The 24,779-nt window shown below is 73.7% G+C and carries 18 protein-coding genes and 1 pseudogene; 4 read left to right on the top strand and 15 right to left on the bottom strand.

Annotated features, from left to right (window positions below; translation table 11 throughout):
- Position 1: 1 nt before the first annotated feature.
- Genes ACFYU0_RS16320 through ACFYU0_RS16300 form a run of 5 tightly spaced genes read right to left on the bottom strand, consistent with a single transcriptional unit; the run spans position 2 to position 6,462 of the window.
- A complete protein-coding gene (locus ACFYU0_RS16320) occupies positions 2–2,056 on the bottom strand; it encodes an endo-beta-N-acetylglucosaminidase (protein WP_389301510.1) in 2,055 nt (684 codons plus the stop codon).
- On the bottom strand, positions 2,053–3,309 hold the full coding sequence (locus ACFYU0_RS16315; RefSeq protein WP_389301507.1) for a glycosyl hydrolase: 1,257 nt from the start codon (positions 3,307–3,309) through the stop codon (positions 2,053–2,055). The genes ACFYU0_RS16320 and ACFYU0_RS16315 overlap by 4 nt, the downstream gene beginning before the upstream one ends.
- A 50-nt stretch (positions 3,310–3,359) precedes the next feature.
- On the bottom strand, positions 3,360–4,274 hold the full coding sequence (locus tag ACFYU0_RS16310; RefSeq protein WP_389301504.1) for a carbohydrate ABC transporter permease: 915 nt from the start codon (positions 4,272–4,274) through the stop codon (positions 3,360–3,362).
- Complete coding sequence (locus ACFYU0_RS16305) at positions 4,271–5,167, bottom strand: sugar ABC transporter permease (protein WP_351667975.1); 897 nt, start codon at positions 5,165–5,167, stop codon at positions 4,271–4,273. Before ACFYU0_RS16305 ends, ACFYU0_RS16310 begins: the two co-directional genes overlap by 4 nt.
- 5 nt (positions 5,168–5,172) lie before the next feature.
- Positions 5,173–6,462, bottom strand: a complete 1,290-nt coding sequence (locus ACFYU0_RS16300) for an extracellular solute-binding protein (RefSeq protein ID WP_351667977.1) — start codon at positions 6,460–6,462, stop codon at positions 5,173–5,175.
- Between the two features lie 274 nt (positions 6,463–6,736).
- Between ACFYU0_RS16300 and ACFYU0_RS16295 the strand changes: the two genes are divergently transcribed.
- Entirely contained in the window at positions 6,737–7,747 is a 1,011-nt protein-coding gene (locus ACFYU0_RS16295; RefSeq protein ID WP_389301500.1) for a LacI family DNA-binding transcriptional regulator, read from the top strand.
- Between the two features lie 179 nt (positions 7,748–7,926).
- The gene (locus ACFYU0_RS16290) at positions 7,927–9,288 is read left to right on the top strand and encodes an amidase family protein (RefSeq protein ID WP_351667981.1); all 1,362 of its coding nucleotides are present in this window, start codon (positions 7,927–7,929) and stop codon (positions 9,286–9,288) included.
- Between the two features lie 99 nt (positions 9,289–9,387).
- On the opposite strand, the gene ACFYU0_RS16285 is transcribed toward ACFYU0_RS16290, so the two are convergent.
- The 7 genes from ACFYU0_RS16285 to ACFYU0_RS16255 form a co-directional block, all read right to left on the bottom strand.
- Positions 9,388–9,561, bottom strand: a complete 174-nt coding sequence (locus ACFYU0_RS16285) for a hypothetical protein (protein WP_351667983.1) — start codon at positions 9,559–9,561, stop codon at positions 9,388–9,390.
- A gap of 372 nt (positions 9,562–9,933) precedes the next feature.
- The gene (locus tag ACFYU0_RS16280) at positions 9,934–11,463 is read right to left on the bottom strand and encodes an SDR family NAD(P)-dependent oxidoreductase (RefSeq protein WP_389301496.1); all 1,530 of its coding nucleotides are present in this window, start codon (positions 11,461–11,463) and stop codon (positions 9,934–9,936) included.
- Between the two features lie 248 nt (positions 11,464–11,711).
- Positions 11,712–13,055: a wax ester/triacylglycerol synthase family O-acyltransferase gene (locus ACFYU0_RS16275; RefSeq protein WP_389301493.1), complete on the bottom strand. Its 1,344-nt coding sequence runs from the start codon at positions 13,053–13,055 to the stop codon at positions 11,712–11,714.
- Between the two features lie 157 nt (positions 13,056–13,212).
- Positions 13,213–15,534, bottom strand: a complete 2,322-nt coding sequence (locus tag ACFYU0_RS16270) for a GH92 family glycosyl hydrolase (protein WP_389301491.1) — start codon at positions 15,532–15,534, stop codon at positions 13,213–13,215.
- 126 nt (positions 15,535–15,660) lie between these two features.
- A complete protein-coding gene (gene glgC / locus ACFYU0_RS16265) occupies positions 15,661–16,881 on the bottom strand; it encodes a glucose-1-phosphate adenylyltransferase (RefSeq protein WP_351667991.1) in 1,221 nt (406 codons plus the stop codon).
- A 51-nt stretch (positions 16,882–16,932) separates the two neighbouring features.
- Positions 16,933–18,084 (bottom strand): glycogen synthase, encoded by a 1,152-nt coding sequence (gene glgA / locus ACFYU0_RS16260; protein WP_389301487.1) that lies wholly within the window; start codon positions 18,082–18,084, stop codon positions 16,933–16,935.
- Between the two features lie 41 nt (positions 18,085–18,125).
- On the bottom strand, positions 18,126–18,875 hold the full coding sequence (locus ACFYU0_RS16255; protein WP_389301926.1) for a (2Fe-2S)-binding protein: 750 nt from the start codon (positions 18,873–18,875) through the stop codon (positions 18,126–18,128).
- A 230-nt stretch (positions 18,876–19,105) separates the two neighbouring features.
- Here ACFYU0_RS16255 and ACFYU0_RS16250 point away from each other — a divergent pair, with 230 nt between their 5' ends.
- Positions 19,106–20,215, top strand: a complete 1,110-nt coding sequence (locus tag ACFYU0_RS16250) for a DMT family transporter (RefSeq protein ID WP_389301484.1) — start codon at positions 19,106–19,108, stop codon at positions 20,213–20,215.
- Here the strand turns inward: ACFYU0_RS16250 and ACFYU0_RS16245 are convergent.
- A complete protein-coding gene (locus ACFYU0_RS16245; RefSeq protein WP_389301482.1) occupies positions 20,205–21,500 on the bottom strand; it encodes a transglycosylase family protein in 1,296 nt (431 codons plus the stop codon). The two genes, ACFYU0_RS16250 and ACFYU0_RS16245, sit on opposite strands and share 11 nt — an antisense overlap.
- Positions 21,501–21,772: 272 nt before the next feature.
- Here ACFYU0_RS16245 and gndA point away from each other — a divergent pair, with 272 nt between their 5' ends.
- Positions 21,773–23,212, top strand: coding sequence for an NADP-dependent phosphogluconate dehydrogenase (gene gndA / locus ACFYU0_RS16240; protein WP_389301479.1), 1,440 nt, complete (start codon positions 21,773–21,775; stop codon positions 23,210–23,212).
- Positions 23,213–23,765: 553 nt separating this feature from the next.
- Here the strand turns inward: gndA and ACFYU0_RS16235 are convergent.
- Positions 23,766–24,403, bottom strand: a pseudogene (locus tag ACFYU0_RS16235) (aspartate/glutamate racemase family protein).
- A 7-nt stretch (positions 24,404–24,410) separates the two neighbouring features.
- The gene (locus ACFYU0_RS16230; RefSeq protein WP_351668005.1) at positions 24,411–24,755 is read right to left on the bottom strand and encodes a GNAT family N-acetyltransferase; all 345 of its coding nucleotides are present in this window, start codon (positions 24,753–24,755) and stop codon (positions 24,411–24,413) included.
- Positions 24,756–24,779: the final 24 nt, after the last annotated feature.

Raw genomic sequence — 24,779 nt, 5'->3', positions numbered from 1 at the left:
GCTACCAGGAGTGGGTGACGGTGACGGGGGCCGAGGCGCCGTACAGCTCCCCCACCGCCCGCAGTTCGAGTCGTGCGGCGCGCTCTCCCCGCTCGGGTCGCAGGCCGGTGACGAAGAACGCGCGCTGGCAGGTGCCGCCGAGGAAGCGGCGGGTGCCGTCGGGCAGCAGACGGTGCAGTTCGTAGTGGCGGACCGGGACCCGGCGGGGCGCGGCGTTCCAGGCGAGGCGCAGGTCGCCGCCGGTGGCGGCGGTGATCCGCAGGCCGGTGGGGGCGGCGGGAACCGAGGCGGTGCGGCGCACCGCGACGCGGCCGAGCCGCCAGCGCACGGGGCCGCCGCCGGGCGCGCTCAGGCGCACCCCGAGGGCGTGCGCCGTGCCGGAGAGCCCGGTGAGGGGCACGGTCGAGGTCCGCCAGGCGCCGGCCGCGTCGGCCGGGTGGGCGGGGCCGGCCGGGTCGGGCCGGTGCGCGGGACCGAGGGGCAGGTAGGTGTACGGCGGTGGCGCACCGGCGCCGTCCGGCTCCGCGGTGGCGACGGCCAGCTCGACGTTCACCTCTCCAGCGTCGGCCCGGTGCGTCAGTTCGACAACCGTGCCGGCGGTGATCGGCAGCCGGGTCGCGTACAGGTCGAGGACCGCCGGTTCGTCGAGGCCGCCCGCCACCAGCACGCTGCTGCCGCCCCGCCAGGCGTCGCCGAAGTCGAGGGAGACGTCCGGGCGCCGTCCCCGCGTCCGCACCACCCACCGCCGCGACGGCAGCCGGTCCTGCAGTCCGAGGTGGTTCCAGGGCGCGTCCGAGGTGACGGCGCCCCCGTCGTACCAGCGCAGCCCGTGCCCGGTGTTGAACACGCTGGCGAACGGCACGGAGGTCACCGTCGACCGGTCCGCCACCGACACGGCGGGCGCCCGCCAGGGGTCTGTGCCGTCGGGCCGCGCGGGGTCCGGTGACCGCCCGGTCCAGAACCGGTCGTCCGCCGCGTGGAAGTCCTCGGGGGTCCGCCGGTCGGCGGGCAGGTGGTTGCGGGTCCACTCGGGCCGGTAGAAGCCGATCGAGGTGATGTGCGCCTTCGTCGTCGGCACGATCGCGTCCCAGTCCACCGGCGAGCCGGACCCGTTCGACTCGACGTCGACGCCGGCCCACAACTCGCAGGGATCACGCTCCAGTTGACGGGCCCGGGTGGCCGAGGCGGCCAGCGGGCCGGCGCTCCACCGGAAGTCGACGAACATGTCGTCGGCGCTCTGGAAGAAGGCCTGGTTCCGGTCGTTCAGGGCGCCCTGCCAGCTCACCGTGCCGTCCACGGTCATCGCGTCGTACCAGGTCACCCGCTGCCCCTTGGCCGCCGCGAGCGCCTTCAGCTCGGTCACGAAGTCCAGCATCGCGGTGCCGAGGGCGGTGTTCCCGCCGCCCGTCTCGGCGTTCAGGAACCAGCCGTCGAAGCCGTACGCGGCCGCCACGGCGACGAGTTGCGCGGCGAGCGGATGGCGTCCCGAGGCGTCCTTCTGGACCAGGTCGCGGGTCCAGCGGAGCTGCCCGCCGTAGGCGGTGGGCGGCAGGAAGACGTTGCCGAGGACGGGCACGCCGTGCCGGTGGGCGGCGTCCACGACCGGCGCGTTCGGAGCCAGGATCAGCCCCTCGCCCGCCGAGCCGCCCCAGAACACCAGTTCGTCGAGATAGGCCCAGTGGGTGAGGGCGTAGTAGTCGGCGGTGGGCGACCCCTGCGAGGGGTTGGCGGCGGTGGGCCCGAAGGAGACCAGGGCCTGGACGCGGGCCTGGCCCGAGCGGGCGGTGGTGTTGGCCGGGGTGGGCGTGAAGCGGGCGGCGAGCGGCACGGACGCCGCGTTGAAGGCGAGGTCGGGGTCGCCGTCGGCGCGCCAGGACTTCAGGCTGCGCCAGATGACGCCGCTGTCCGGGCTCCCGTCGGGCAGGGAGTCCGGGTACCAGTAGGAGGCGTACGGCGCGGTGGCGGCCCTGGTTCCCGGGGCGGCCGGGGCGGGGGCGGCCGGGAGCAGGGCCGCGGCGGCGCCGGCGATCAGGACGGTGCGCCTGGTGGGCTTCACGAGCGAGGGCCTCCTGGTGGGGTGGGGAGTACCTGGTCGGGAGTGACGACTTCGGTGATGCCGCGGGCGGCGAGGTGTTCCTTGTCGTCGGCGCGGGCGTCGAGGACGGTGGTGGGGCGGGCTCCGTCGGCGACGAGCCGGAAGAAGGCGTCGAAGACGGGGCCGCCGGGGGCGCACCGGGAGCGGCGGCCGGGGTCGGCGGGGACGACGAGGGCCGTGGTGCGCGCCGCCGGTTCGGTGCGGGGCGCGCGGGCGGCGTCGGCCAGCACGCGGGCGATGTCCTTGGGCTTGCGGTCGTTGGTGAACAGGCCCAGCCCGTATTCGAGTTCGGGGAAGTCGGCGAGGTCGCGGGAGACGTCGTAGGAGCACCACCAGGTGATGCCCCACAGGTCCGGGCAGTCCAGCGCGCCGGCCACGGTGGCCTCGGCGAAGGCGGCGGCGTGCTCGGCGGGCACCAGGGGCGCCGGCGCCCCGACCTCCTGCAGCCAGACCGGCCGGTGCGGCTCCTCGGCCCAGGCCTTGCTCAGCTCGACCAGGTAGGCGGCGTGGTGCTCGGCGGGCACGGAGGTGCGGCCGTGGCGCTGCGCGGTGCCGTTGAACACCCAGGAGTGGACGGCGGTGACGGCGCCGAGCCGGGCCGAGTGCCCTGGTGTGAAGGGCTGGTCGTCCTGGTACCAGGCGGCGTCGTACGAGGCGTGCAGATGGAGCCGGCCGGGCGCGCCCTCGGCACAGGCGGCGAGCAGCGTGCCGAGCCACCGCTCGGCCTCCTCCGCCGTGATCCGGTCGGGGTCGGGGTGGGGTCCGGCGGCGAACTGGTTGACCTCGTTGCCGACGGTCATGCCGATGAAGTTGGGCCGGCCGGCCAGGGCGGCGGCGAGGGTGCGCAGGTACTCGGCCTGGCCGCCGACCACGTCCGGGTCGGTGAAGAGGTTGCGCCGGTGCCAGGTGCGGGTCCAGGCGGGCAGGAAGTCGAAGCTGCTCAGGTGGCCCTGGAGGCCGTCCACGTTGACGTCCAGGCCGCGCTCGGCGGCCGCGTCGGCGAGTGCCACCAGCTGCGCCACGGCGCGGGGGCGGATCAGGGTGCGGTTGGGCTGGAAGTAGGGCCAGAGCGGGAAGACGCGGATGTGGTCGAGGCCGAGGGCCGCGATCGCGTCCAGGTCGGCGCGCACGGCGTCCAGGTCGAAGTCGAGCCAGTGGTGGAACCAGCCTTCGCTCGGGGTGTAGTTGACGCCGAGGCGCACGGCAGGGGGCATACGGTGTCCTTGCGGTGAGTACGGGGGCCGGCGGGCCCGCGGCGGTGCGGTCAGCCCTTGACGGCGCCCTCGCCGACCCCGCGGAAGAAGTACCGCTGGAGGCAGGCGAAGAGGGCGATGAGCGGGGCCACGGCGATGACGGTGCCCGCGGCGACCAGCCGTTCGTCGTTCGCGAAGGTGCCGTGCAGGTAGTTGAGGCCGATGGTCAGGGTGAACCTGTCGGGGTCGCTGAGCACGACGAGCGGCCACAGGAAGTCGTCCCAGGCGCCCATGAAGGCGAAGATCGCGACGACGGCGACGGTGCCCTTCACCGCCGGCAGCGCGATACGCCAGAACCGCTGCCAGACGTCGGCGCCGTCGACGTAGGCGGCCTCCTCGATCTCGTACGGCAGGTTGCGGAAGGCGTTGCGCATCAGCAGGACGTTCAGCGCCGCGACCGAACCGGGCAGGACGACGCCGATGAGCGTGTTGTTCAGGCCGAGTTCCCGCATGGTGGTGAACTGGGCGATGATGATGCCCTCCACGGGCACCAGCATGGCCAGCACGAAGACCAGGGTCGCCGCCCTGCGGCCGCGGTAGCGCAGGCGGGCCAGGGCGTAGCCGGCGAGGGCCGAACCGGCGCAGTTGGTCACGACGCTCGCGGCGGCCACCTTCAGCGAGTTGAGGGCGTAGTCCCAGACGGGGATGGTGTCCGCGACCCGCGCGTAGTTGTGCAGGGTGGGATGCGCGGGCAGGAACTCGGGCGGTGAGCCGAAGATGTCCTCGGTGGGGCCCTTGAGGGACGTGGAGAGCTGCCACAGGAAGGGCCCGGTGGTGAGGGCGAGGACGGCGAGCAGCAGCGCGTAGCGCAGGACCAGTTCAGCGGGCCGGATCCGGCGGCCGTGCTCGTCGGTGATCCGGGGCGCGCGGGCGGCGGGCGGCGCGGCCGGCAGGTCCGTGTGCGCCGTCTTCTCCAGGACGCTCATGTCTCCTCCTTCCGGTCGGCGCGCAGCACGAGGAGCATCAGTGCGACGGTGACGGCGAACACCACGACGGAGAGGGCGGAGGCGTAGCCGACCCGGCCGGTCAGTCCGGTGCCGGTGCGCTGGACGAGCATGACGAGGGTGGTGTCCTCGCCCGCCGGGCCGCCGCTGGGTCCGGCCATCAGGTACACCTCGGAGAACACCTTGAACGCGGCGACCGAGGAGAGCGCGGCGACCAGCACCATGGTGGACCGCACGGCCGGCACCGTGACGCTGAGGAAGCGACGGACCGGTCCCGCGCCGTCCACGGCGGCGGCCTCGTGCAGTTCGCGCGGGACGTTCGCGAGCGCCGCCAGATAAATGATCATGTAGTAGCCGAGGCCCTTCCACACCGTCACCGCCATGGCGCTGAGCAGGAGCAGCCACTGGTCGCTGAGGAAGCCGACGCGCCCGACGCCGACCGCCTCCAGCAGGGAGTTGACGAGGCCGCGCTCGTCCAGCAGCCACACCCAGATCAGGCCGACGACCACGATGGAGGCGACCACCGGCGTGTAGAAGGCGGACCGGAAGAAGGTGATGCCGGGGATGTCACGCCGCACCAGCAGCGCGAGCAGCAGCGGCAGGACCACCAGCGCGGGCACGACGCCGGCGATGTACAGGAAGCTGTTGCGCAGCCCGGTCCAGAACATGTCGTCGTGGAGGAGTTCGCGGAAGTTGGCGAGACCCACGAAGCGCCCCGGGATCAGGGTGCGGCGGTCGGTGAAGGAGTTCACGACGGTCGACACGAACGGGTAGAGCACGAACGCGCCGGCGACCAGCAGCCCGGGGGCGGCGAACAGCCAAGGACTGCTGGGAAGTTGCCGCCGTATCCGGGACGTGGGGGTGGGGGTGGCCATACTGCTCAGCCCTGCTGCTTCAGGAGCCGGTCGCAGGCCCTGACAGCGTTGTCGAGGGCCGCGGCGGGGCTCTCCTTGCCCTGGAGCGCCTTGGCGACCTCGTTGCGCAGCGCGGTCTTCATCTGCTCGCTGAACAGCACCGGGGTGTAGTTGACGGCGGTCTTCAGCGACTTGGCGGCCGCGACCCGCACCCGGGTCTCGTCGGTGCCGTCCTGCTCGGTGAAGTACGGGTCGTCGAGGGAGCCGGCGGTGCTGGGGAAGATGGCGACCTTCTTGGCGAAGGACATCTGGTTGCGCGCGTCGGTGACGAAGTGCGCGAAGGCGACCGCGGCCGGGGTGTGCTTCGTACGGGAGTTGACCATCACGCCCATCACGTACATGTTGGCGTGCCCGGTGCTGGTGATCTGGTCGGTGATCCCGATGTTCCGGTAGAGGCCGGGCGCCTGCTTCTTGAAGTTGCCGAGGTCGAGGGCGCTGCCGGGGTTCATGGCGACGGCCTGGGTGAGGAACTTGCGGCCCGAGGACTCCGGGGTGGCGGTGAGCGCCTGCGGGTCGAGCGCCTTGGCGTCGTAGAGCCGCTTGTACTCGGTGAGGAGTTCGACCCCCTTGGCGTCGTCGAAGGCGAAGCCGGTCCCCTCCTTGTTCATCAGCGGCACGCCGTACCGGCCGAAGTCCTCGATCGTGGGCACGTTGGCGAGTGTGGCGACCTTGCCGCCGGTCCTGTCGGCGATCCGCCGGGCGTCGCTGAAGAGGTCGCCGTACGTCTTCGGCGGTGCGCTGGGGTCGAGTCCGGCCTTCCGGAACAGGGCCTTGTTGTAGAAGAGCGGTCCGGTGTTCAGGTACCAGGGGAAGGCGTACGTTCCGCCGAGGCCCGGCACCCGGTGGCCGGCCCAGGCCCCGGGCAGGTACTCGGACCTGTACCTGCCCGCCGACTTGTCGAGGTCGAGGGCGAGACCGGCCTTGGCGAGCGGGGCGACCAGGTCCGGGGAGACGTTGACGACGTCGGGCAGGGTGCCGCCGGCGGCGTCGGCGCTGATCTTGTCGGCGTAGCCCTCGGCGGGCTGGTCGATCCACTTCACGTGGGCGCCGGGGTGCTGCTTCTCGAAGTCCGCGATCAGGCCCTCGAAGTACGGCTTGAAGTTGGCGCGCAGGTTCCAGGTCTGGAAGGTGATGTCGCCCTCCACCTTGCCCGAGGCGTCGGTCGAGCCGCCTCCGTCCCCGCCCGGGCCGCACGCGCTCAGCGGCAGGAGGAGGGCGACGGCGGCGGCGGCGAAGGTGCTGCGGGAGATGCGCACGGCGGCTGGGCTCCTTTGCAGGGGGGATGTGGCAGAAGGTGCCGGGCCAGACTGTGCACAGCGTCAGTGGGACGCGTCAATGGATTCGACCTCGCTAAAGTCATTAGTGGCTCAAATCCCCTGTTCAGCGCGGCGCTTACGCTCTATTGCCGCCGATCGCTAATGCGCTTTAGGGTAAGTGGACTCAAGCGCATTAGCAGTTGGCCGGTTCCGGGCCCGCACGGGAAGGGGCACAGTGTTGCCGGAGAGGCGATCACCCGCGCGCCGGCCGACGATGAAGGACATCGCGCGCCGCGCCGGAGTCTCCGAGAGCGCCGTCTCGTTCGCCCTCAACGGCCGCCCCGGGGTCTCGGAGGCCACCCGCGCCCGGGTCCGCCGGGTGGCCGAGCAACTGGCCTGGCGTCCCAGCACCGCGGCCCGCGCCCTGTCCGGCGAGGGGGCGGCCACGGTCGGTTTCGTGCTGGCCCGGCCCGCGGACACGCTCGGCGTCGACTCCTTCTTCCTGCATCTCGTCTCCGGCATCCAGGAGGTGCTGGCCGAGCGCCACCTGGGTCTGCTCTTCCAGGTGGCCGCGGACACGGCCGACGAGTGCGCGGTGTACCGGCGCTGGTGGGCGGAGCACCGGGTGGACGGCGTCCTGGTGGTCGACCCGCGCGCCGAGGACCCGCGTCCGGGTCTCCTGGACGAACTCGGCCTGCCCGCCGTGGTCATCGGCGGCGCTCCCGACGTGCGGCACCCCGGCCTGTCCACGGTCTGGGCGGACGACGCGGGCGCGATGGCGTCGGTGGTGGAGGAGCTGGCGGCGCTGGGGCACCGCCGGATCGTGCACATCGCGGGGCTGCCCGGCCTGGCGCACACCCGGCGCCGGATCGCGACCCTGCGCGCGGAGGCGGAGCGCCGCGGCCTCACCGGGGTCCGCTCGCTGACCACCGACTACTCCGACGCGGAGGGCGCGGCGGTGACCCGCCGGGTCCTCGGCGGATCGCCGCCCCCGACCGCGCTGATCTACGACAACGACGTGATGGCGGTGGCGGGTCTGGCCGCGGCGGCCGAGCTGGGCTTCCGCGTCCCGCGGGACGTGTCGGTGGTGTCGTGGGAGGACTCGGCCCTGTGCCGCATGGTGACACCGCGGCTGTCCGCCCTGTCCCGCGACAGCGCCGAGTTCGGCCGGACCGCGGCGCGGGAGCTGATGGCGCTGCTGGACGGCGAGCCGGCACGGTCGGTGGGGGTGCCGGTGCCCCGGCTCACCGGCCGCGGCAGTACGGGGGCGGCTGCCCCGGCCTGAGCCGCCGGGAACTGCGCGCTCCGGGCACGGGCCGGGGCGGTGGCACCCACGACACGTCGGTGGAGCGTGCCGCCGGCCGCGACCGGCGACCGGTTCCTCCCTCTCGACGCGCCGCGCCCGAACGTGCACAGTTCTCCCTGCGCGCTTGATTTATACCGACGAGTAGCCAGGGAGTGCCCGTGACCAGCTGGGCCGGCCGGACCGCCGCCGACATCGCCGCGGCCGTACGCGAGAAGGACGTCACGCCACGGCAGGTGGTGGCGGAGCACCTCGCCCGGATCGAGCGCCTCGACGGCCGGATCGGGGCCTTCCGCACCGTGCGGGCCGAGGCGGCGCTCGCGGAGGCGGACGAGGTGGCGGCGCGGGCCGACCTGGCCGGACTGCCGCTCGCGGGGGTGCCGGTGGCGGTCAAGGACAACCTGGCGGTGCGCGGCGAGTCGCACCGCAACGGCTCCGCCGCCACGCCGGACGAACCGGCCGCCGAGGACCATGTGACGGTGGCCCGGCTGCGGGCGGCCGGCGCCGTGGTCGTGGGCCTGACGAACGTGCCCGAGCTGTGCGTCTTCGGCACCACGGAGGGCGTCCACGGCACCGCCCGCAACCCCTGGGACCTCTCCCGTACGGCGGGCGGCTCCTCCGGTGGCAGCGCGGCGGCGGTGGCCGCGGGCCTGGTGCCGCTGGCGCTCGGCAACGACGGCATGGGCTCGCTGCGCATCCCGGCGGCCAACTGCGGGCTGGTCACGCTGAAGCCGGGGCACGGGGTGGTGCCGGCCGGGATCGGCAACGGCGACTGGTTCGGCATGTCGGAGAACGGGCCGCTGGCCACCACGGTCGGGGATCTGCGGCTGATGCTCTCGGTGCTCGCGGACACCGGTTTCCCGGGACGCGCGGAGCGCAAGCCGCTCCGCGTCGCCGTCGCGCTGCGCAGCCCGCTCGCCGGGGTGAGCGTCAGCAGGCCGTACACGACCGCGGTCCGGGAGGCGGCCGGGGCGCTGGCGGGGGCCGGGCACCGGCTCCGGCGCGCGGAGCCGCCGTATCCGCTCTCCCTCGGCGTGACCTCGCTGCGGCACTGGACGGCGGGCACGGCGGTGGACGCGGAGGGTCTGGACCCGGCGCTGCTGGCCCGGCGGACCCGGGTGCACGCGGCGGTGGGCCGCCGCTTCGTCCGGTCGGTCCGCTCCGGGGACCAGCGGGAACGCCTGCGCGCCCGGCTCACCCCGTTCCTCACCGAGCACGACGTGCTGCTGACCCCGGCCCTCGCCCGCCGCTCCCCCGAGGCGGCACCCTGGCACGAGCGCGGCTGGCTGCGCAACATCCTGGCGAACACCGCCTACTCGCCCTTCACCCCGCCGTGGAACCTGACCGGCTGGCCGGCGATGTCGGTCCCCTTCGGCGTCCTGCCCTCGGGCGCGCCCTGCGCCGTTCAGCTCGTGGCGCTGCCGGGCCGGGAGGCGGATCTGCTGGCGCTGGCGCAGGAGCTGGAGACACTGCGCCCGTGGTCCCGGACCGCGCCGCTGCCGGACCCGGCGGACGGGGCCTGAGGCGGTCGCGCGAGGAGCCGGCCGGCGGCCGGCTCCTCGGATCGGTATGGGCGTGTGCCTGTCACGCCCGTACCCGTGACGACCTGATCGGCCCGGCGGTCAGTCCACGCTGGGCAGGATGTGGGGTTCGGCGAGGTCCTCCTCGTACCCGGCGAGGCGGATGGGCGCGGACCGGGCCCACACGTCGAGGCTGCCGAGTTCTCCGTGCCGCCGGCCGGCGCGCTCGCCGCGTTCCGTGGGGCGTTCGTCGAGATTCGTCTTCTCCGGTGTCACCGCGCACTCCTTATGTGTCGGGCTCACCCTCGGGGCATACCGCACAGCTGCGCTCCGGCACTCGTGCCCGCTCGGGTCTGGATGGAAGGCCAGTTCGGACGCGGTGGCGCCGGTACGGACGATGGGTGTGGGTGGGACCCGGTACTGCTGTCCGCGTCCTCCAGATTAACCAAATGAGCGGACAGCCGCTCGATAGGGAGTGCAAACAAGGTGTAACTATCGGGAGTCGTCCGACCCCCCAATGCCTCTCAATATGCGGCTATCTGCCACAAAGCGCATCACTCGTCGACCCAAACGAATCACCCACTCGGCTCATCAGGCGAACACGCCTTCGAATCCGAGTGGGCTTCTTCGGTCACCGGGGCCTCGGACTCACCACTTGCCGGGCGCGTAGTCCTTCATGAAGACGCCGTACAGGTCCTCGCCCGCCTCGCCGCGCACGATCGGGTCGTATACACGGGCCGCGCCGTCGACCAGGTCGAGGGGCGCGTGGAAGCCCTCCTCGGCCAGCCGCAGCTTCTCGAAGTGCGGACGCTCGTCGGTGATCCAGCCGGTGTCGACGGCGGTCATGAGGATGCCGTCCGTGTCGAACATCTCCTGGGCGCTGGTCCGCGTCACCATGTTCATGGCCGCCTTCGCGGCGTTGGTGTTCGGGTGTCCGGCGCCCTTGTAGCCGCGGCTGAAGACGCCCTCCATCGCGGAGACGTTCACCACGTAGGCACGCCCGCGGCCGGCCCGTCGCGCGGCCTCCGCCATGGCCGGGCGCAGCTTGCTGATGAGGATGAACGGCGCCGTGTAGTTGCAGAGCTGGGTCTCGAGCAGCTCCACCGGGGAGATCTGCTCGATGGTCTGCACCCAGGTGTTGGAGTCGACCACGTCCGGGACGAGGCCGCCCGCGTCGATGGCCGTGCCGTCGAGGTGCCGTGCGACGCTGGCGTTGCCCGCGACGAGGGCGAGGTCCGCGACCTTCTGCGCGTCCAGGCCGCTGGTGCCGACGGGCAGCGCGGCTATCCCGTCGACGGCGCCGGAGTTGAAGGCTCCGATGACGTGGTGGGAGGGCAGTTCACCGGCGGGCAGCGGCGCGCTCTCGCCGTCCACCAGGGCGGCGTACGCGGAGGGCAGCCGGCGCACGGTCTGCGTGGCGTTGTTGATCAGGATGTCGAGCGGGCCGGCCTCGGCGACCTGCTCGGCCAGGGCCACTGCCTGCGCCGGGTCGCGCAGGTCGATGCCGACGACCTCCAGCCGGTGCAGCCAGTCCGCCGAGTCCTCCATCGCCTTGAAGCGGCGGATGGCGTCCTTGGGGAAGCGGGTGGTGACGGTCGTGTGCGCGCCGTCCCGCAGCAGCCGGAGCGCGATGTACATGCCGATCTTGGCACGGCCGCCGGTGAGCAGGGCGCGCTTGCCGGTGAGGTCGGCGCGGGCGTCCCGCTTGGCCCGGTTCTCGTCGGCGCACTTCTGGCAGAGCTGGTGGTAGAAGTAGTCGACCTCGACGTACCGCTGCTTGCAGACGTAGCAGGAGCGGGGGCGCTGGAGGATGCCGGCGATCCGGCCCTCGCCGGTCTTGGACGAGGGCAGGATGCCCTCGGTCTCGTCGTCGATGCGCTCGGCGGACCCCGTGGCGGTGGCCTCGGTGACGGCACGGTCGTGCGCGGTCTTGGCGGCGCGGCGCTCCTGGCGGCGGCGCTGCTTGACCGTACGGTAGATGTGCGAGGTGGCGCGGCGCACCGCGATCGCGTCGGGGTGGTCGACGTCGAGCCGGTCGAGCTCATCGAGCACGCTCAGGCAGACGGCGAGCCGCTCGGGGTCGATACCGGGTCCGTGGACCACCTCTTCCACGGTTGCGTCCGTGGGGACGGCCATGGCTGCCTCCATGGGCACGGAACCGTCCTCTGTCACCGTCATCGCGCTGCCGCTTCCCTGATCACCCGCGCAGCGCTCCGACTCGCGCCCGCTTTCGAACGGGGAATTTTACGTAGCGGTGCACCCTTCGGCCAAACCGCTCCCCCGGACCCGGCCCCCGCCCACCGCCCCACCGCGCTGAGCTGCGGCGACGTCCATCGCCCGCCCGGTCGGCGGCCGGCCCGGGCACGGCTCCGCCCCGGTCCGCCGGGCAGGCGGGCCGGGCCGGGGCGGGGCCGCAGGGCCGGTCCTCAGGCGTCGCAGACGGTGAGCAGGTCCCGCACCTCCTCCGACACCGCGCGGGCGAACACGTCCAGGTCGGGCACGGCCCGGGCGTCCGCGACCAGGCCGTAGTGCACATGACCCCGGTACGTGGAGATCGCGACCGCCAGCGACTGCCCCGGCGCGAGCGGGGCCAGCGGATACACCTCCGTCAGCTCGTGACCGCCCAGCCGCAGCCCGAGCCCCGGCAGCGGCACGCTCGTGACCAGGATGTCGAACCAGAGCCGCGCGGCCTGGCCGACCAGCGGTCCGGCGAGCCGGTGGCCGAGGGCCGGTACGTGGTCGGCGAGCAGCGCGACCGCGCCGGCGCCCCGGTTCGGCCCCGCGTCCTTGTTGCGGACCATCGCCGTGCGGACGGCGTCGAGCCGGCGCAGCGGATCGGGGTCGTCCACCGGAAGCCGTATCAGGTACCCGGAGAGCCGGTTGCCCTGTGGGTGCGCGGTGCGCGGACGGCGCCGGGAGACCGGGATGAGGGCGCGCGGCGCCACGTTCCCGGTGTCCTCGCCGCGCGCGTCCAGCCAGCGGCGCAGCGCTCCGGCGACGACGGCGATGAGCACGTCGTTGACGGTGCCGCCGGCGCTCTTGCGGACCCGGTGCACGTCGTCGATGTCGAGGACCACCCCGGCCGTGCGGCGGGTGCCGCTGGGCTCGGACGTCAGCGCGGACGAGGGGCGCATGCCGAGGGTGGACCGGGCGAGCGAGGCGCCGATGTCCAGGGCCCGGCCCACGTCGGACAGCGCGTCCCGGACCAGGCCGGGCATCATGCCGGGCAGCCGGCGCACGTCGGACAGGACGTAGGAGAGCGGGCCGCGCGGCGGCTCGACGGGGCGCGGGGCGCGCTCGGGCAGGTCGACCGGGTCGAGCACGCCGGCGGCCAGCTTCAGCGCGCGCAGCCCGTCGGCGAGGGCGTGGTGGAACTTGAACAGCACGGCGAAGGAGACGCCGTCCTCGCCGGGCAGCACGTGCGCCTCCCACGGCGGGCGGTCGCGCTCCAGCGGCCGTTCCATCAGCCGGCCCGCGACCGCGTGGAAGTCGGCGGTCGGCGCGTGCAGGCGTACGTGGTCCAGCGGGTCGAAGTCCGGGACGGGTTCGCGGGTGGCGCCGCCGAACGCGAGCGGCTGCCAGGTGTCCCGGATGCGCATGCGCAGGCCCGGCACGGCGGCGGCGCGGGCGGCCAGCAGGTCGGCGGCGTGCGCGCCCGCGGTGGGCGAGTGCGCGCCGAACACGCCGAGCGCGCCCAGGTGCATCGGGTGCCGTTCGGACTCGATGTTCCAGAAGGCGAGGTCGAGGGGAGCGAGCGGGTCGGAGGTCAAGGCTTGCCTCGCACGTCGACGACGGGGGTGAACCAGAAGTCAATCCCCGAGAGGCGATTACGGTCAAGTACGATCGTGCTACGGACAGTTAACGGCGTATTACGTCCTGCCCCTGTGAGAAGGGCGGGACTCCCGAGACGTCCGAGGTCGGCCGAGGTCATCGCAGGACGGGGGGAGCGGCCGAGGACGCCGTACCCCACTCCGACGGGCGCGGGCCGACCGTGAACGCGAGCGTGCGCAGGGAGCGCAGCGCGGCCGTGCGCAGATACGTCCGCGCGTGCGGCGCCCCGTCCGTGCGGACGCCCTGGATGTAGCGCGCGGCGGCCGAGGTGCCGGGGGCGGTGACGGTGAGCCGGCCGCCGGGCCAGTAGCGGCGGTCCAGTGCGAGGTCGACCCGGTCGAACACCGGGGTGGACAGGCCCCAGGTGTCGTAACCGGGCTGGATCGGGAAGAGCCCGATGGAGGACAGCACGTTCCAGGCGGACATGGTGCCGAGGTCGTCGTTGCCGGTCATGCCGGTGGGCCCGTCGGTGAACAGGGTCAGCGCCGCGTGCACCACGTCCGTGGTCTTCCACGGCTGGCCGGTGGCCAGGTACGTGTAGGGGGCGATGAGGTCGGGCTCGTTCATCGGGTTGTACTTGTCGGCGTTGTAGTACGCGTACGCGTCGCCGTGCACCCACACCTCGCGGGCGGTGCGGCCGGGGTCGGCCAGCAGCCGGTCGTAGGCGAAGAAGGCGTCCAGGCGGTCGTTGGCCGCCCGCTCGCCGCCGATCAGTCGGACCACGCCGGGCAGGTCGTGCGGGACCAGCCACTGGTACTGCCAGGCCGTGCCCTCGTGGAAGCCGGGGGCGCGGGCCGGGTCGGGCGTGCCGGTGAAGGCGCCGGAGGCGTCGCGGGGGCGGAAGAAGCCGGTCGCCGGGTCGAAGACGGTCCGGTAGTTCCGGGCGCGGGCGGCGTAGCGGTCGGCGTCAGCGCGGTGTCCGAGGCCGCGGGCCATCTGGGCGAGCACGGCGTCGGCGAGGGCGTACTCCAGGGTGACGGAGGCGCCGTGGTGGTAGTCGGAGTCGCCCATCTTGGCGAGCGGGCGGTTCCAGACGTAGGGCGCGAACCCCTGGGCGATGTACTCGGCGTTGGCCTCCCGGCCGATGCCCGGGTAGCCGGCCGGCGGCACGCCGTCGGCGTTCTTCCTGAGCGCCCGGTAGGCCCGCTCCTCGAAACCCTTGAGCAGGCCCATCTGGTACGCGGTGGTCAGGAACGGGGTGACCGGGTCGCCGCTCATGACGTTCGTCTCGACCGGCCCGTAGCCCCACTTGGGCAGCCAGCCGCCGTCCTCGTCGACCTGCACCACCGACCGGGCCATGTCCCGGGCCTCGCGGGGCGCGAGCAGGGCGAGGAGCTGGGCCTGCGTGCGGTAGGTGTCCCACAGGGACCAGTTCTGGTAGTAGGTGAAGCCCCGCGCTCGGTGGACGCGGCGGTCCCAGCCGAGGTAGCGGCCGTCGGCGTCGCCGCCGACGTTCGGCGCGAGGAACGAGCGGTACAGCGAGGAGTAGAAGGTGCGGCGCAGGGTGGGGGCGCCGCCCCGCACGCGAACGGTGCCGAGCCGCCGCTCCCACTCCTCGCGGGCCAGCCGCCGCACGGCGTCGAAGGACCGGCCGCCCTCTGCCCGCAGATTGGCCGCGGCTCCGGCGGCGTCGACGTAGGACAGGGCGGTGGTCGCCTCGACGGTGCGGTCCCGCGCCGTGTCGAAGGTGACGTAGGCGCCGCCGCCGCCGGTGCGCGCGCCGTCGGTGACCTTCGGCCCGTCCCAGGTGCCGTGCGCGGTGAACGGACGGCTGAAGCGGGTGATGGTGTGGACGGTGTAGGGGCCGGTGTCCCGGCAGAACCCGTGGCCGGTGATCTCCGTGCGCACGGTGCGGTCGTCGAGGATCTCGACCTTGCTGCCGCCCGGCCGGTGCAGCGCCTGGGCGGCGTTCAGCAGGACGTTGGCCCGGCCGGTGGCGGGGAAGGTGTAGCGCTGCACGCCGGTGCGCGCGGTCGCGGTGAGTTCGGCGCGGATGCCGGAGTCGAGGCCGACGCGGTAGTAGCCGGGGCTCGCCTCCTCGTCGGCGTGCCGGAACCCCGCGGCGTACTTGGCGTAGTCCGTCTGCGTGACGGCGCCGGTGGTGGGCAGCACGGGCAGGTCGCCGCCGATCCGGCAGCCGACGCCGGACAGGTGGACCAGTGAGAAGCCGCGGACGCGGTTCTGCGTGTAGTCGTAGCCGGTGTTGTGCCCGGTGTCCGGGGAGAGCTGCACCATGCCGAAGGGCACGGCCGCGCCGGGGAAGGTGTTGCCCTCGTCCTGGGTCCCGATGAAGGGGTTGACCAGGTCGGTGAGGTGGCCGTCGGTCCGCTCGGCGGCGCGTGCGGCGGGGGTGGCGATCAGCGCGGACGCTGCCATCACCCCGGCCAGGCACAGCCGTGTGCGCCGGGTCCCTCTCATGTCGGATGACCTCCGATGGTTCGACATCGTTGCCTGCATCGTGGCGGGCGAACGAGGCGAACCCGGGCATTCCGGGAGGGTGACGCTGAACGCGTCGCGCGAACAAGTGTTCTGACGGGGTGTCGGTCAGTCGACCCGCTGCCCCTTGCCCAGGGCGATCACGCCGCCCTTGGAGACGGTGTACAACTCGGCGTCCCGCTCGGGATTGACCCCGATCGTCGCGCCGGGCGGGACCTCGACGTTCTTGTCGAGGACGGCGCCGCGCACCACCGCGCCCCGGCCGATGCGCACGTTGTCGTGCAGCACCGAGCCCTGGACGACCGCTCCCGGGTCGACGCGCACCCCCGGCGACAGCACGGAGCGGGTGACCTGGCCGCGGATCAGGCAGCCGGCGCTGATGATGGACTCGCTCGCGATGCCGCCCGCGTTGAAGCGCGCCGGGGAGAGCTGGCCCGAGTGGGTGTAGATGGGCCACTGCCGGTTGTACAGGTTGAAGGCGGGGCGCTCGGCTATCAGGTCCATGTGCGCCTCGTAGTAGGCGTCGAGGGTTCCGACGTCCCGCCAGTAGCCCTGGTCCCGGGTGGTCTCGCCGGGTACGTGGTTCTCGCTGAAGTCGTAGAGCTGCGCCTCGCCGCGGGCGGTGAGCTGGGGCAGGATCGAGCCGCCCATGTCGTGCACGGACTGGCTGTCCTCGGCGTCCCGTTGCAGCGCCTCGATGAGGGCCTTGGTGGTGAAGACGTAGTTGCCCATGGAGGCGAACACGCACTCGGGGTCGTCCGCGAGGCCGGGAGGATCGGCCGGCTTCTCCAGGAAGCGCTCCACCGTGCGGCCGTCCGAGCCCGGTCTGATCACCCCGAAGGAGGAGGACTCGGAGCGCGGCACCCGGATGCCGGCCACCGTCACGCCCGCGCCGCCCTCGATGTGCTGGCGGAGCATCTGCCGCGGGTCCATCCGGTAGACGTGGTCGGCGCCGAACACGGCGACGTACTCGGGCTGTTCGTCGTACACGAGGTTCAGCGACTGCAGGATCGCGTCGGCGCTGCCCAGGTACCAGCGCGGGCCGAGCCGCTGCTGGGCGGGGACCGGCGTGACGTAGTTGCCGAGCAGGCTGGACATCCGCCAGGTGGTGGTGATGTGCCGGTCCAGCGAGTGCGACTTGTACTGCGTCAGCACGCAGATGCGCAGCACGTCGGCGTTGACGAGGTTGGACAGGACGAAGTCGACGAGCCGGTAGGTCCCGCCGAAGGTGACCGCCGGTTTGGCGCGGTCGGCGGTGAGCGGCATCAGCCGTTTGCCCTCCCCGCCCGCCAGCACGATACCTAGTACCGAAGGCCCACCACGACGCATGACGGCTCCCCTCACCCCTGGTTCCACCATGGATGCCCCGAGCGGGCCGGACTAAGCCTGCTTGAGGATCTCCTCGTAGAGTCCGGCGGTCCGCCGGGCCACCGCGTCCCACCCGAACTCGCCCACCGCGCGCAGCCGTCCGGCCTCGCCCATGCGCCCCGCGGCCTCCGGGTCGCCGAGCACGGTGTCCAGCGCCCGGGCGAGGTTCGCCTCGAAGTCGTCGTCCACGTCGACCAGCAGGCCGGTGCGGCCGTCGTCCACGACCTCCGGGATGCCGCCGACCCGGGAGGCCACCACCGGCGTTCCGCAGGCCATCGCCTCCAGGTTGACGATGCCGAGCGGTTCGTACACCGAGGGGCAGACGAACACGGCGGCCCGGGTGAGGAGCTGGATGACCTCGGGGCGCGGCAGCATCTGCGGGATCCAGAGCACGCCCGCCCGGACCCGGCTCAGCTCCTCGTACAGGTCGCGGAACTCGCGGTCGATCTCCGGGGTGTCGGGCGCGCCCGCGCACAGCACCACCTGGGTGCCGGGGTCGATGTTCCGTACCGCGCGCAGCAGATGGGGCACGCCCTTCTGGCGGGTGATCCGGCCGACGAACAGGACGTACGGGCGGGTGGGGTCGACGCCGTGCCGGAGCAGGGCGTCGATGCCGTGGTCCGGGCGGTACAGGGCGGTGTCGATGCCGTTGTGCACGATGTGCACCCGGGCCGGGTCGAGCGCCGGGTAGCAGGCGAGGATGTCCTCGCGCATGGCCCCGGAGACGGCGATCACCGCGTCGGCGGCCTCCAGCGCGGTGCGCTCCGTCCAGCTCGACAGGGCGTAACCGCCGCCCAGTTGCTCGGCCTTCCAGGGACGCAGGGGCTCCAGCGAGTGGGCGGTGACCACGTGCGGGACGCCGTACTGGAGCTTGGCGAGGTGCCCGGCGAGATTGGCGTACCAGGTGTGGGAGTGGACGAGTTCGCGGCCCTCCAGGGCGGCGGCGATGGAGAGGTCCACGGAGAAGGTGCGCAGCGCGTCGTTGGCGCCGTCGAGCGCGGACCAGGGGCGGTGCCGTACGACGCCCACGCCCCGGCCCTCGCCCCAGCAGTGCACCTCGAGGTCGACCAGCGCGGACAGCTCACGGGCCAGGAACTCCACATGGACGCCCGCGCCGCCGTACACGTCCGGGGGGTACTCCCGGGTCAGCAGTCCCACTCGCACCCGTCAACCCCCTGGCCTCGTCCGTACGGTGCCCTTCATGGTCACCCAGATACGGCGCGCGGGGAAGAGCCCGGCGGCAGGCTGAAGCAGCAGTCGCCGCAGACCCCGCCGCCGGGCACCCGGTAGTACAGGCAGCAGCTGCGGCGGCGGAAGGCCGTCGCCGTCCGGGTGCCGGTGCCGCGCAGCAGCGGGTGGGCGAAGAGCTCGCCGGTGAGGGCGCGGGCCCGCTCCGCCACGTCGGCGCGGCCGTGGGCGCGGGCCCAGCGGTCCAGTTCCCGGGCCGCGCCGGCCAGCGCCGAGCCGGCGTTGCCGCGCAGCAGCCCGGCCGCGATCCCCCAACGGGCCCTCAGGGCCTCCCCTAGGGGTTCCAGATGGCCGTGCAGCACGGTGTCCGCGAGCGCGGCGGCGTCCCCGGGCAGCGGGCGCACCTCGGTCAGCCACAGGTCGTCGGGGGCGGTGGCGACGGGGTCCCAGCGCAGGTGCCGCGGGTCCAGGCCGGGCAGCCTGCCGTACAGCGCGGCACAGGCCAGGGCCACGGACCACAGCCGGGCGGCGAGGCCCTGCTGGCCGATGGAGGCGGAGACCCGCGGCTCAGGGGCGCGCAGCCGGGCGGCGACGGTCTCGACCCGGAGCGCCAGCGCGTCGCGCCGAGCCCCGGGAGCCCGCGCCGCGTACGTCTCCGCGAGGGTCGCGAGGCCTGCCGGCACCGGTCCCGTCGAGTCCGCGTGGGTGCGCAGGACGAAGAAGCCGCCCAGCGGGCGGAGGGCGGCGAGATCGGCGTCGAGGTCCACGGACAGCACTACTACCAGTCCCCCGCGCCGTCGCGGAGCCCGGGTCCGGTCCCCGTTCACACCCGTCCTGGGGATGATCGGGGCGGTGGTGTACTCCATCGGCAGTAGGACCCATTGCGTGCTCAGGTACGACGACGGGGACGGGCCCGGGCGGGCAGAGTGTTCGCCATGACCGCCGACCGTACGCCGCGCCGGGCCCAGGGGGCCCGCCCCGCGCGAAGGAGCCGCAGATGAGCGCCCTCGCGCTGTCCGTGCTGCTGTCGTTCGTCTCCGCCGTCGCCTACGCGGGCGGGGCCATCGTGCAGGAGCAGGTCGCGGTCTCGTGCCCCGACGGCTCGTACGTGCCGCTGCGCCGGGCCGGCTGGTGGGCGGCGCTGGCGCTGAACGGCCTCGGGGGCCTGCTGCACGTCGTGGCGCTGGCCTGCGGCCCGCTCAGCCTGGTGCAGCCGCTGGGCGCGCTGACCATCGTCTTCGCCCTGCCCATGGCGGCGCTGTTCGTCGGCCGCAGGGCCGGGGCGGCCGCCTGGCGCGGCGCGGTCATGGCGACGGTGGGCCTCGCGGGCCTGCTGTCCCTGGTCGGTTCGGCCGACGCGCAGTCCCTCGCCTCCGCCCAGCGGGTGGCCGTCGCCCTGGTCACCGGCGGGGCGGTCGCTGCGCTGGCGTGCGCGGGCCTGGCCGTGCACCGGCACCCCGCCGTGCGCAGCGTGGTGCTCGCGGCCGCCTCCGGGACGGCGTTCGGCATGTCGTCGGTGTTCACCAAGACCGTCGCGGTCGACTGGAGCGACGGGATCGTCCTCGGCGATCTGCCGTCCCTTGCGGTGATCGGGGCGTTCGCGACCGCCGGCGTCGTGCTCTCCCAGGCCTCCTACCGGGGCGGCGGGCTCGCCGCGCCGCTGGCCACGGCGACCGTGGTGAATCCGGTGCTGGCCGCCGCGGTCGGCATCCTGATGTTCGGTGAGACGTTCCGCCACGGCGGCGCCGGCACCGTGCTGGCGCTCGGCTGCGCGGTGGTGGCCGCGGGCGGCCTGATCCTGCTCACCACGGAGCGGCTGGAGCACACCCCGGCCGCGGCCGGCGCCGGGCCGGCGGGAACGGACCCGGACGAGGAGCCTGCGCGGCAGCCGGCTCCGGCACCGGAGGACCCGGCTCTCGTGGACCACGCTCCCGTGGACCACGCTCACGCGGTCCCGGCGCAGGGCGACTTGACGCCGGCGGCGCTGGCGGACGTACGGGTGCCCGAGGGCCCCGCCTTCGACGACACGCCGTACGTCCCGCTGTGCGCGAGCATCTACGCCCCGCTGCCGGTCCTGAACGCCTACCGCCCGCGGGTCAGATCCTGACCCCGCCGGCCCGGAGAAAGGCGATCGGGTCGATGTCGGAGCCGAAGCCGGGCCCGGTCCGCACCTCGAAGTGCAGATGCGGGCCCGTGACGTTCCCGGTGGATCCCGACCGGCCGATGCGCTGCCCGGTGGCGACGCTCTGCCCGGCCCGCACGGAGATCGCCGACAGATGGGCGTACTGGGTGTAGTGCCCGCCCGCGTGCCGGATGACCACCTGGTAGCCGTAGGAGCCGCCCCAGCCCGCGGAGACCACCTGCCCGGCCCCCGCCGCCTCGACGCTGGTGCCGGTCGGCACCAGGAAGTCGACGCCGGTGTGATAGCCCTTGGACCAGTGCGACCCGGCCACGTGGTAGCCGGTGCCGATGCCGGCGTGCACCGGGGCGACGAGCGCGTGCCCCCCGGCCGGAGCGTGGTGCCGCGAGGTCTTGTGCTCCGTGTGCCGGGAGCCGGCCGGTTGCTCCCGTTGCCCGCCGGGCTTCTTCTCCGCGGGTCTCTTCCTCGAAGGCTCCTTCTTCTTCGAGGACTTCTCCTCGGACTTCTCCGGTGGCCGCGGCTTCGACCTGGACTCCGGCGTGGGTGCGGTGCCGGTGTGCGGCCGTGTACCGGACGCCGGTGAGGCGGCGCCCCGCAGGCCGAGCCGCTGGCCCGGCAGGATCAGGTCGGGGTCGGAGCCGATGACGGCGCGGTTGCCCTCGTAGAGCTGCCGCCAGCCGCCCCGGACGTGCTGCTCGTCCGCGATGCCGGACAGGGTGTCGCCGCGCACCACCGTGTACATCTCGGCCCGGCCCGCGCGGGACTGCGGCGTCGTCTGCGGCTTCACGTCCCGGACGTCCCGCGTGTCCCGGGCCGGCCCGGACTTCGCCGGGCGGCTCGCGGCGCCGTCCGTGTGCACCCCGGGGGCCGCTCCGCCCTCGTGCAGCCCGGCCCGCACCGAGCACGCCGGCCAGGCGCCGGGCCCCTGGCCGTCGAGGACGTGTTCGGCGACGGCGATCTGCTGGTCCCGGGTGGCGAGGTCGGCGCGCGGCGCGTACCGGGCCCCGCCGTAGGCCTCCCAGGTGGACTGGGTGAACTGCAGCCCGCCGTAGTAGCCGTTGCCGGTGTTGACGTGCCAGTTCCCGCTGGACTCGCAGGCGGCGACCTTGTTCCAGGTGGCCGCGTCGGCCGCGTCCGCGGTACCCGCGGCGACCAGCGGGATCGCGAGTCCGGCACCGCCCGCCGTGACGGTGAGCGAGGCGCGGTTGATCCTGTTCGGCTGGTACCGGCGATGCCGGCCGCGTACGGCCATGTCCGAAATCCCCTCGGCATGCGTCAGGAGCGGCAAAAGTAAGCGCCGCGAACAGGCCATGACAAGACGGGAAATCGGCCTCCTGTCCGCCTCAAGTGGCCGGGAACGGACCCTCCTTGGACGACATCGCCGGCCACGGTGAGCCGACCGCGGCGTTCCGCGCGTAAACAAGCGTGGCGGGTCGGATGTGCGCTCGCCGTAGCGGCACGTCAGGATGGGCGAGGGTCCGCACGACGGAGCCGTAGTCACGAGGCAGCTAGGGAGCAGGCGGTATGAGCACTTCAGCGCAGATCGGCGTCACCGGGCTCGCGGTCATGGGCCGCAATCTCGCCCGGAACTTCGCGCGCAACGGCTACACGGTCGCCGTGCACAACCGTACGGCGTCGCGGACGCACGCGCTGGTGGAGGAGTTCGGGGACGAGGGCGACTTCGTCGCGGCCGAGACCGCGAAGGAGTTCGTGGCGGCTCTGGAGCGCCCGCGCCGGCTGGTCGTGATGGTCAAGGCCGGCGAGCCGACGGACGCGGTGATCGAGGAGTTCGCGCCGCTGCTGGAACCCGGTGACATGATCATCGACGGTGGCAACGCGCACTTCGCGGACACCCGCCGCCGCGAGAAGGCGCTGCGCGAGCAGGGCATCCACTTCGTGGGCATGGGCGTCTCGGGTGGCGAGGAGGGCGCGCTGAACGGGCCGAGCATCATGCCGGGCGGCCCGAGGGAGTCCTACGACTCCCTCGGCCCGATGCTGGAGAAGATCTCCGCGAAGGCGAAGGACGGGTCGCCCTGTGTCACGCACGTCGGCCCCGACGGCGCCGGCCACTTCGTGAAGATGGTGCACAACGGCATCGAGTACGCCGACATGCAGCTCATCGGCGAGGCCTACCAGCTCCTGCGCGACGTCGCCGGATACTCCCCCGCTCAGATCGCGGAGATCTTCCGCACCTGGAACACCGGGCGGCTGGACTCCTACCTGATCGAGATCACGGCCGAGGTGCTGTCCCACGTGGACGAGGCCACCGGCAAGCCGTTCGTGGACGTGGTCGTGGACCAGGCCGAGCAGAAGGGCACCGGCCGCTGGACCGTGCAGATCGCCCTCGATCTCGGCGTGCCGGTGTCGGGCATCGCCGAGGCGGTGTTCGCCCGGTCCCTGTCCGGCCACGCGGCGCTGCGCGAGGCGTCCCAGGGCCTGGCCGGGCCGAAGCCCTCGCCGCTCGGCGAGGCGGAGGCCGCCGCCTTCGCGGACCGGGTGGAGCAGGCGCTGTACGCGTCCAAGATCGTGTCGTACACGCAGGGCTTCCACGAGATCGCGGCGGGCAGCGAGGAGTACGACTGGGACATCGACCTCGGCGCGGTCTCGGCGATCTGGCGCGGCGGCTGCATCATCCGCGCGGCCTTCCTGGACCGCATCCGCGCCGCGTACGACGCCCGCCCCGACCTGCCGAGCCTGCTGTCGGACGAGACCTTCGCGCAGGAGATCGCCGCGGCGCAGGACGACTGGCGCGAGGTGATCATCGCGGCCACCCGGCAGGGCGTGCCGACGCCCGGCTTCGCGGCGGCGCTGGCCTACTACGACGCGCTGCGCGCCGAGCGCCTGCCGGCGGCCCTGACGCAGGGGCAACGGGACTTCTTCGGGGCGCACACCTACCGGCGGGTCGACCGGGACGGCTCGTTCCACACGCTGTGGGGCGGGGACCGGTCGGAGGTCGGGGCGTAGCGTTCACGCCCGTCGCGAGGAGGGGGACGGCGGTGCCGCCGTTCCCCTCCTCGCGTCTTCGGGTTCAGGCGGTGAGGGGCGGGCCGGGCTCCGGGTCGGGGGTGGGCTCCGGACCCGGCGGGATCGGGGACGGCGAGGGCTCCGGCGGGCCGGGGGCCGGGGGCGCCGGCGGCGGCGTGGGCTCGGGTCCGGGACCCGGCGGTGTCGGTTCGGGCCCGGGCGCGGGGGGCGGGACCGGACTCGGGTAGGGATCCGGCGGGGTGGGACCCGGTCCCGGGGTCGGGCCGGGCGGTACGGGGTCGGGGTGCGGGCTCGTCATGGCTGGCCTCCGGCGGTCGCTGTACGTCGTCGCCTCTGGACTACTCCCCCGCCTACCCGAGCGCCGCTCGGCCACTCACCCGACGGCGGCACGGGCTACGCCCGGGTGGGGGCGGTGGATCGGGCCCAGCGGTCCCGCACCACGGCTCCCACAGCCGCAGTCCGGCGGAAGCCGCGCGCTCAGTGGACCCGCAGCGCAGCCGGCGACGACCACAGCCCCGGCGGAGCCCCGTGCTCAGCCGCCCCGTGCCGCCGCCGCGGCGGCGGACAGGCCCGGCCTGGGGCTGGACAGCACCGGGACCGGTGTCGAGGTCAGATCCTGGGCCGGGGCCATGGAGGCCTGGGCGAGGACGATCACGTCGGTGGCGGTGGCCGCGTCGGCGGCGGCCGCGATCCGCCGCAGGTACGCCTCGGTGGCTCCTGCCGTGAAACTGTCCCAGGCGCCGTCGACCAGCACGGTGCGGACGGAGACGGGGGCGCCGGCCCGGCGGCCTCCTCCTCGACGAGCTCCGCGGTGGGGCCGAGGGTGCTGCGCAGGGCGGCGAGGACGGTGACGCGCGGTCCCGCTGCCACGGCGGCGGCCGCCATGGGCCGGTCGACCCGCAGCACCGGGACACCGGCCGCGGCCGACCGGGCCTCCGCGACGGCGCCGATGGTGGAACAGGTGCACAGCACCGCCCGCGCCCCGGCGTCCACGGCGCGGCCGAGGGCGCGGTTCACGTCGTCGCCCACCGCCTCGGGTCCGTCCCGCCGGGCCCGCTCCAGCAGCCCCTCGTCGACGAAGTGCCGCAGCTCCAGGCCCGGGTGGTGGGCGTCCCGCAGGGCGTCGAAGACCGGGACGTGCACGGGTGAGGTGTGCAGAAGCGCGAGCACGCCGGGCTCAGAAGCGCCCAGGGTGGGCCCGCAGCCAGTCCTTCGCGGCGGCGAGCAGTTCCGGGTCGGCCGGCGGGGCGGTCTCGGGGTGGCGCTCGGCCCACTTCACGACGTACGGGCACAGCGGGGCGACGGGGACGCCCTCGCGTTCGGCGACGGCGTACAGCTCGCGGGCCAGCGAGCCCGCGATGCCCTTGCCCTCGTGGGCCGGTTCGACGATGGTGTGCACGGGGACCAGGGCGCGCGCCGGCGACTCGAGGACGAAGTACTCGATGTGACCGACGACTTCACCGTCACCGACGGCCTCGAGCCGGCCCTCGGCGCGGTCGTCGCGGATCTCGATGTCACTCATGGGTACGCACGCTCCTGGTCGTCG

Source organism: Streptomyces sp. NPDC003720, assembly GCF_042875075.1.
GTDB lineage: Bacteria > Actinomycetota > Actinomycetes > Streptomycetales > Streptomycetaceae > Streptomyces.
Note: the sequence above shows the minus strand (reverse complement) of the source record. Positions and strands in the feature narration are given on the sequence as shown.

Bases quoted from the DNA above. Each gene is read 5' to 3' on its own strand.
- ACFYU0_RS16315 (WP_389301507.1), bottom strand. From the start codon at position 3,309: ATGCCCCCTGCCGTGCGCCTCGGCGTCAACTACACCCCGAGCGAAGGC.
- ACFYU0_RS16310 (WP_389301504.1), bottom strand. From the start codon at position 4,274: ATGAGCGTCCTGGAGAAGACGGCGCACACGGACCTGCCGGCCGCGCCG.
- ACFYU0_RS16305 (WP_351667975.1), bottom strand. From the start codon at position 5,167: ATGGCCACCCCCACCCCCACGTCCCGGATACGGCGGCAACTTCCCAGC.
- ACFYU0_RS16295 (WP_389301500.1), top strand. From the start codon at position 6,737: ATGAAGGACATCGCGCGCCGCGCCGGAGTCTCCGAGAGCGCCGTCTCG.
- ACFYU0_RS16280 (WP_389301496.1), bottom strand. From the start codon at position 11,463: ATGACGGTGACAGAGGACGGTTCCGTGCCCATGGAGGCAGCCATGGCC.
- ACFYU0_RS16270 (WP_389301491.1), bottom strand. From the start codon at position 15,534: ATGAGAGGGACCCGGCGCACACGGCTGTGCCTGGCCGGGGTGATGGCA.
- glgC (WP_351667991.1), bottom strand. From the start codon at position 16,881: ATGCGTCGTGGTGGGCCTTCGGTACTAGGTATCGTGCTGGCGGGCGGG.
- ACFYU0_RS16250 (WP_389301484.1), top strand. From the start codon at position 19,106: ATGAGCGCCCTCGCGCTGTCCGTGCTGCTGTCGTTCGTCTCCGCCGTC.
- ACFYU0_RS16245 (WP_389301482.1), bottom strand. From the start codon at position 21,500: ATGGCCGTACGCGGCCGGCATCGCCGGTACCAGCCGAACAGGATCAAC.
- gndA (WP_389301479.1), top strand. From the start codon at position 21,773: ATGAGCACTTCAGCGCAGATCGGCGTCACCGGGCTCGCGGTCATGGGC.
- ACFYU0_RS16230 (WP_351668005.1), bottom strand. From the start codon at position 24,755: ATGAGTGACATCGAGATCCGCGACGACCGCGCCGAGGGCCGGCTCGAG.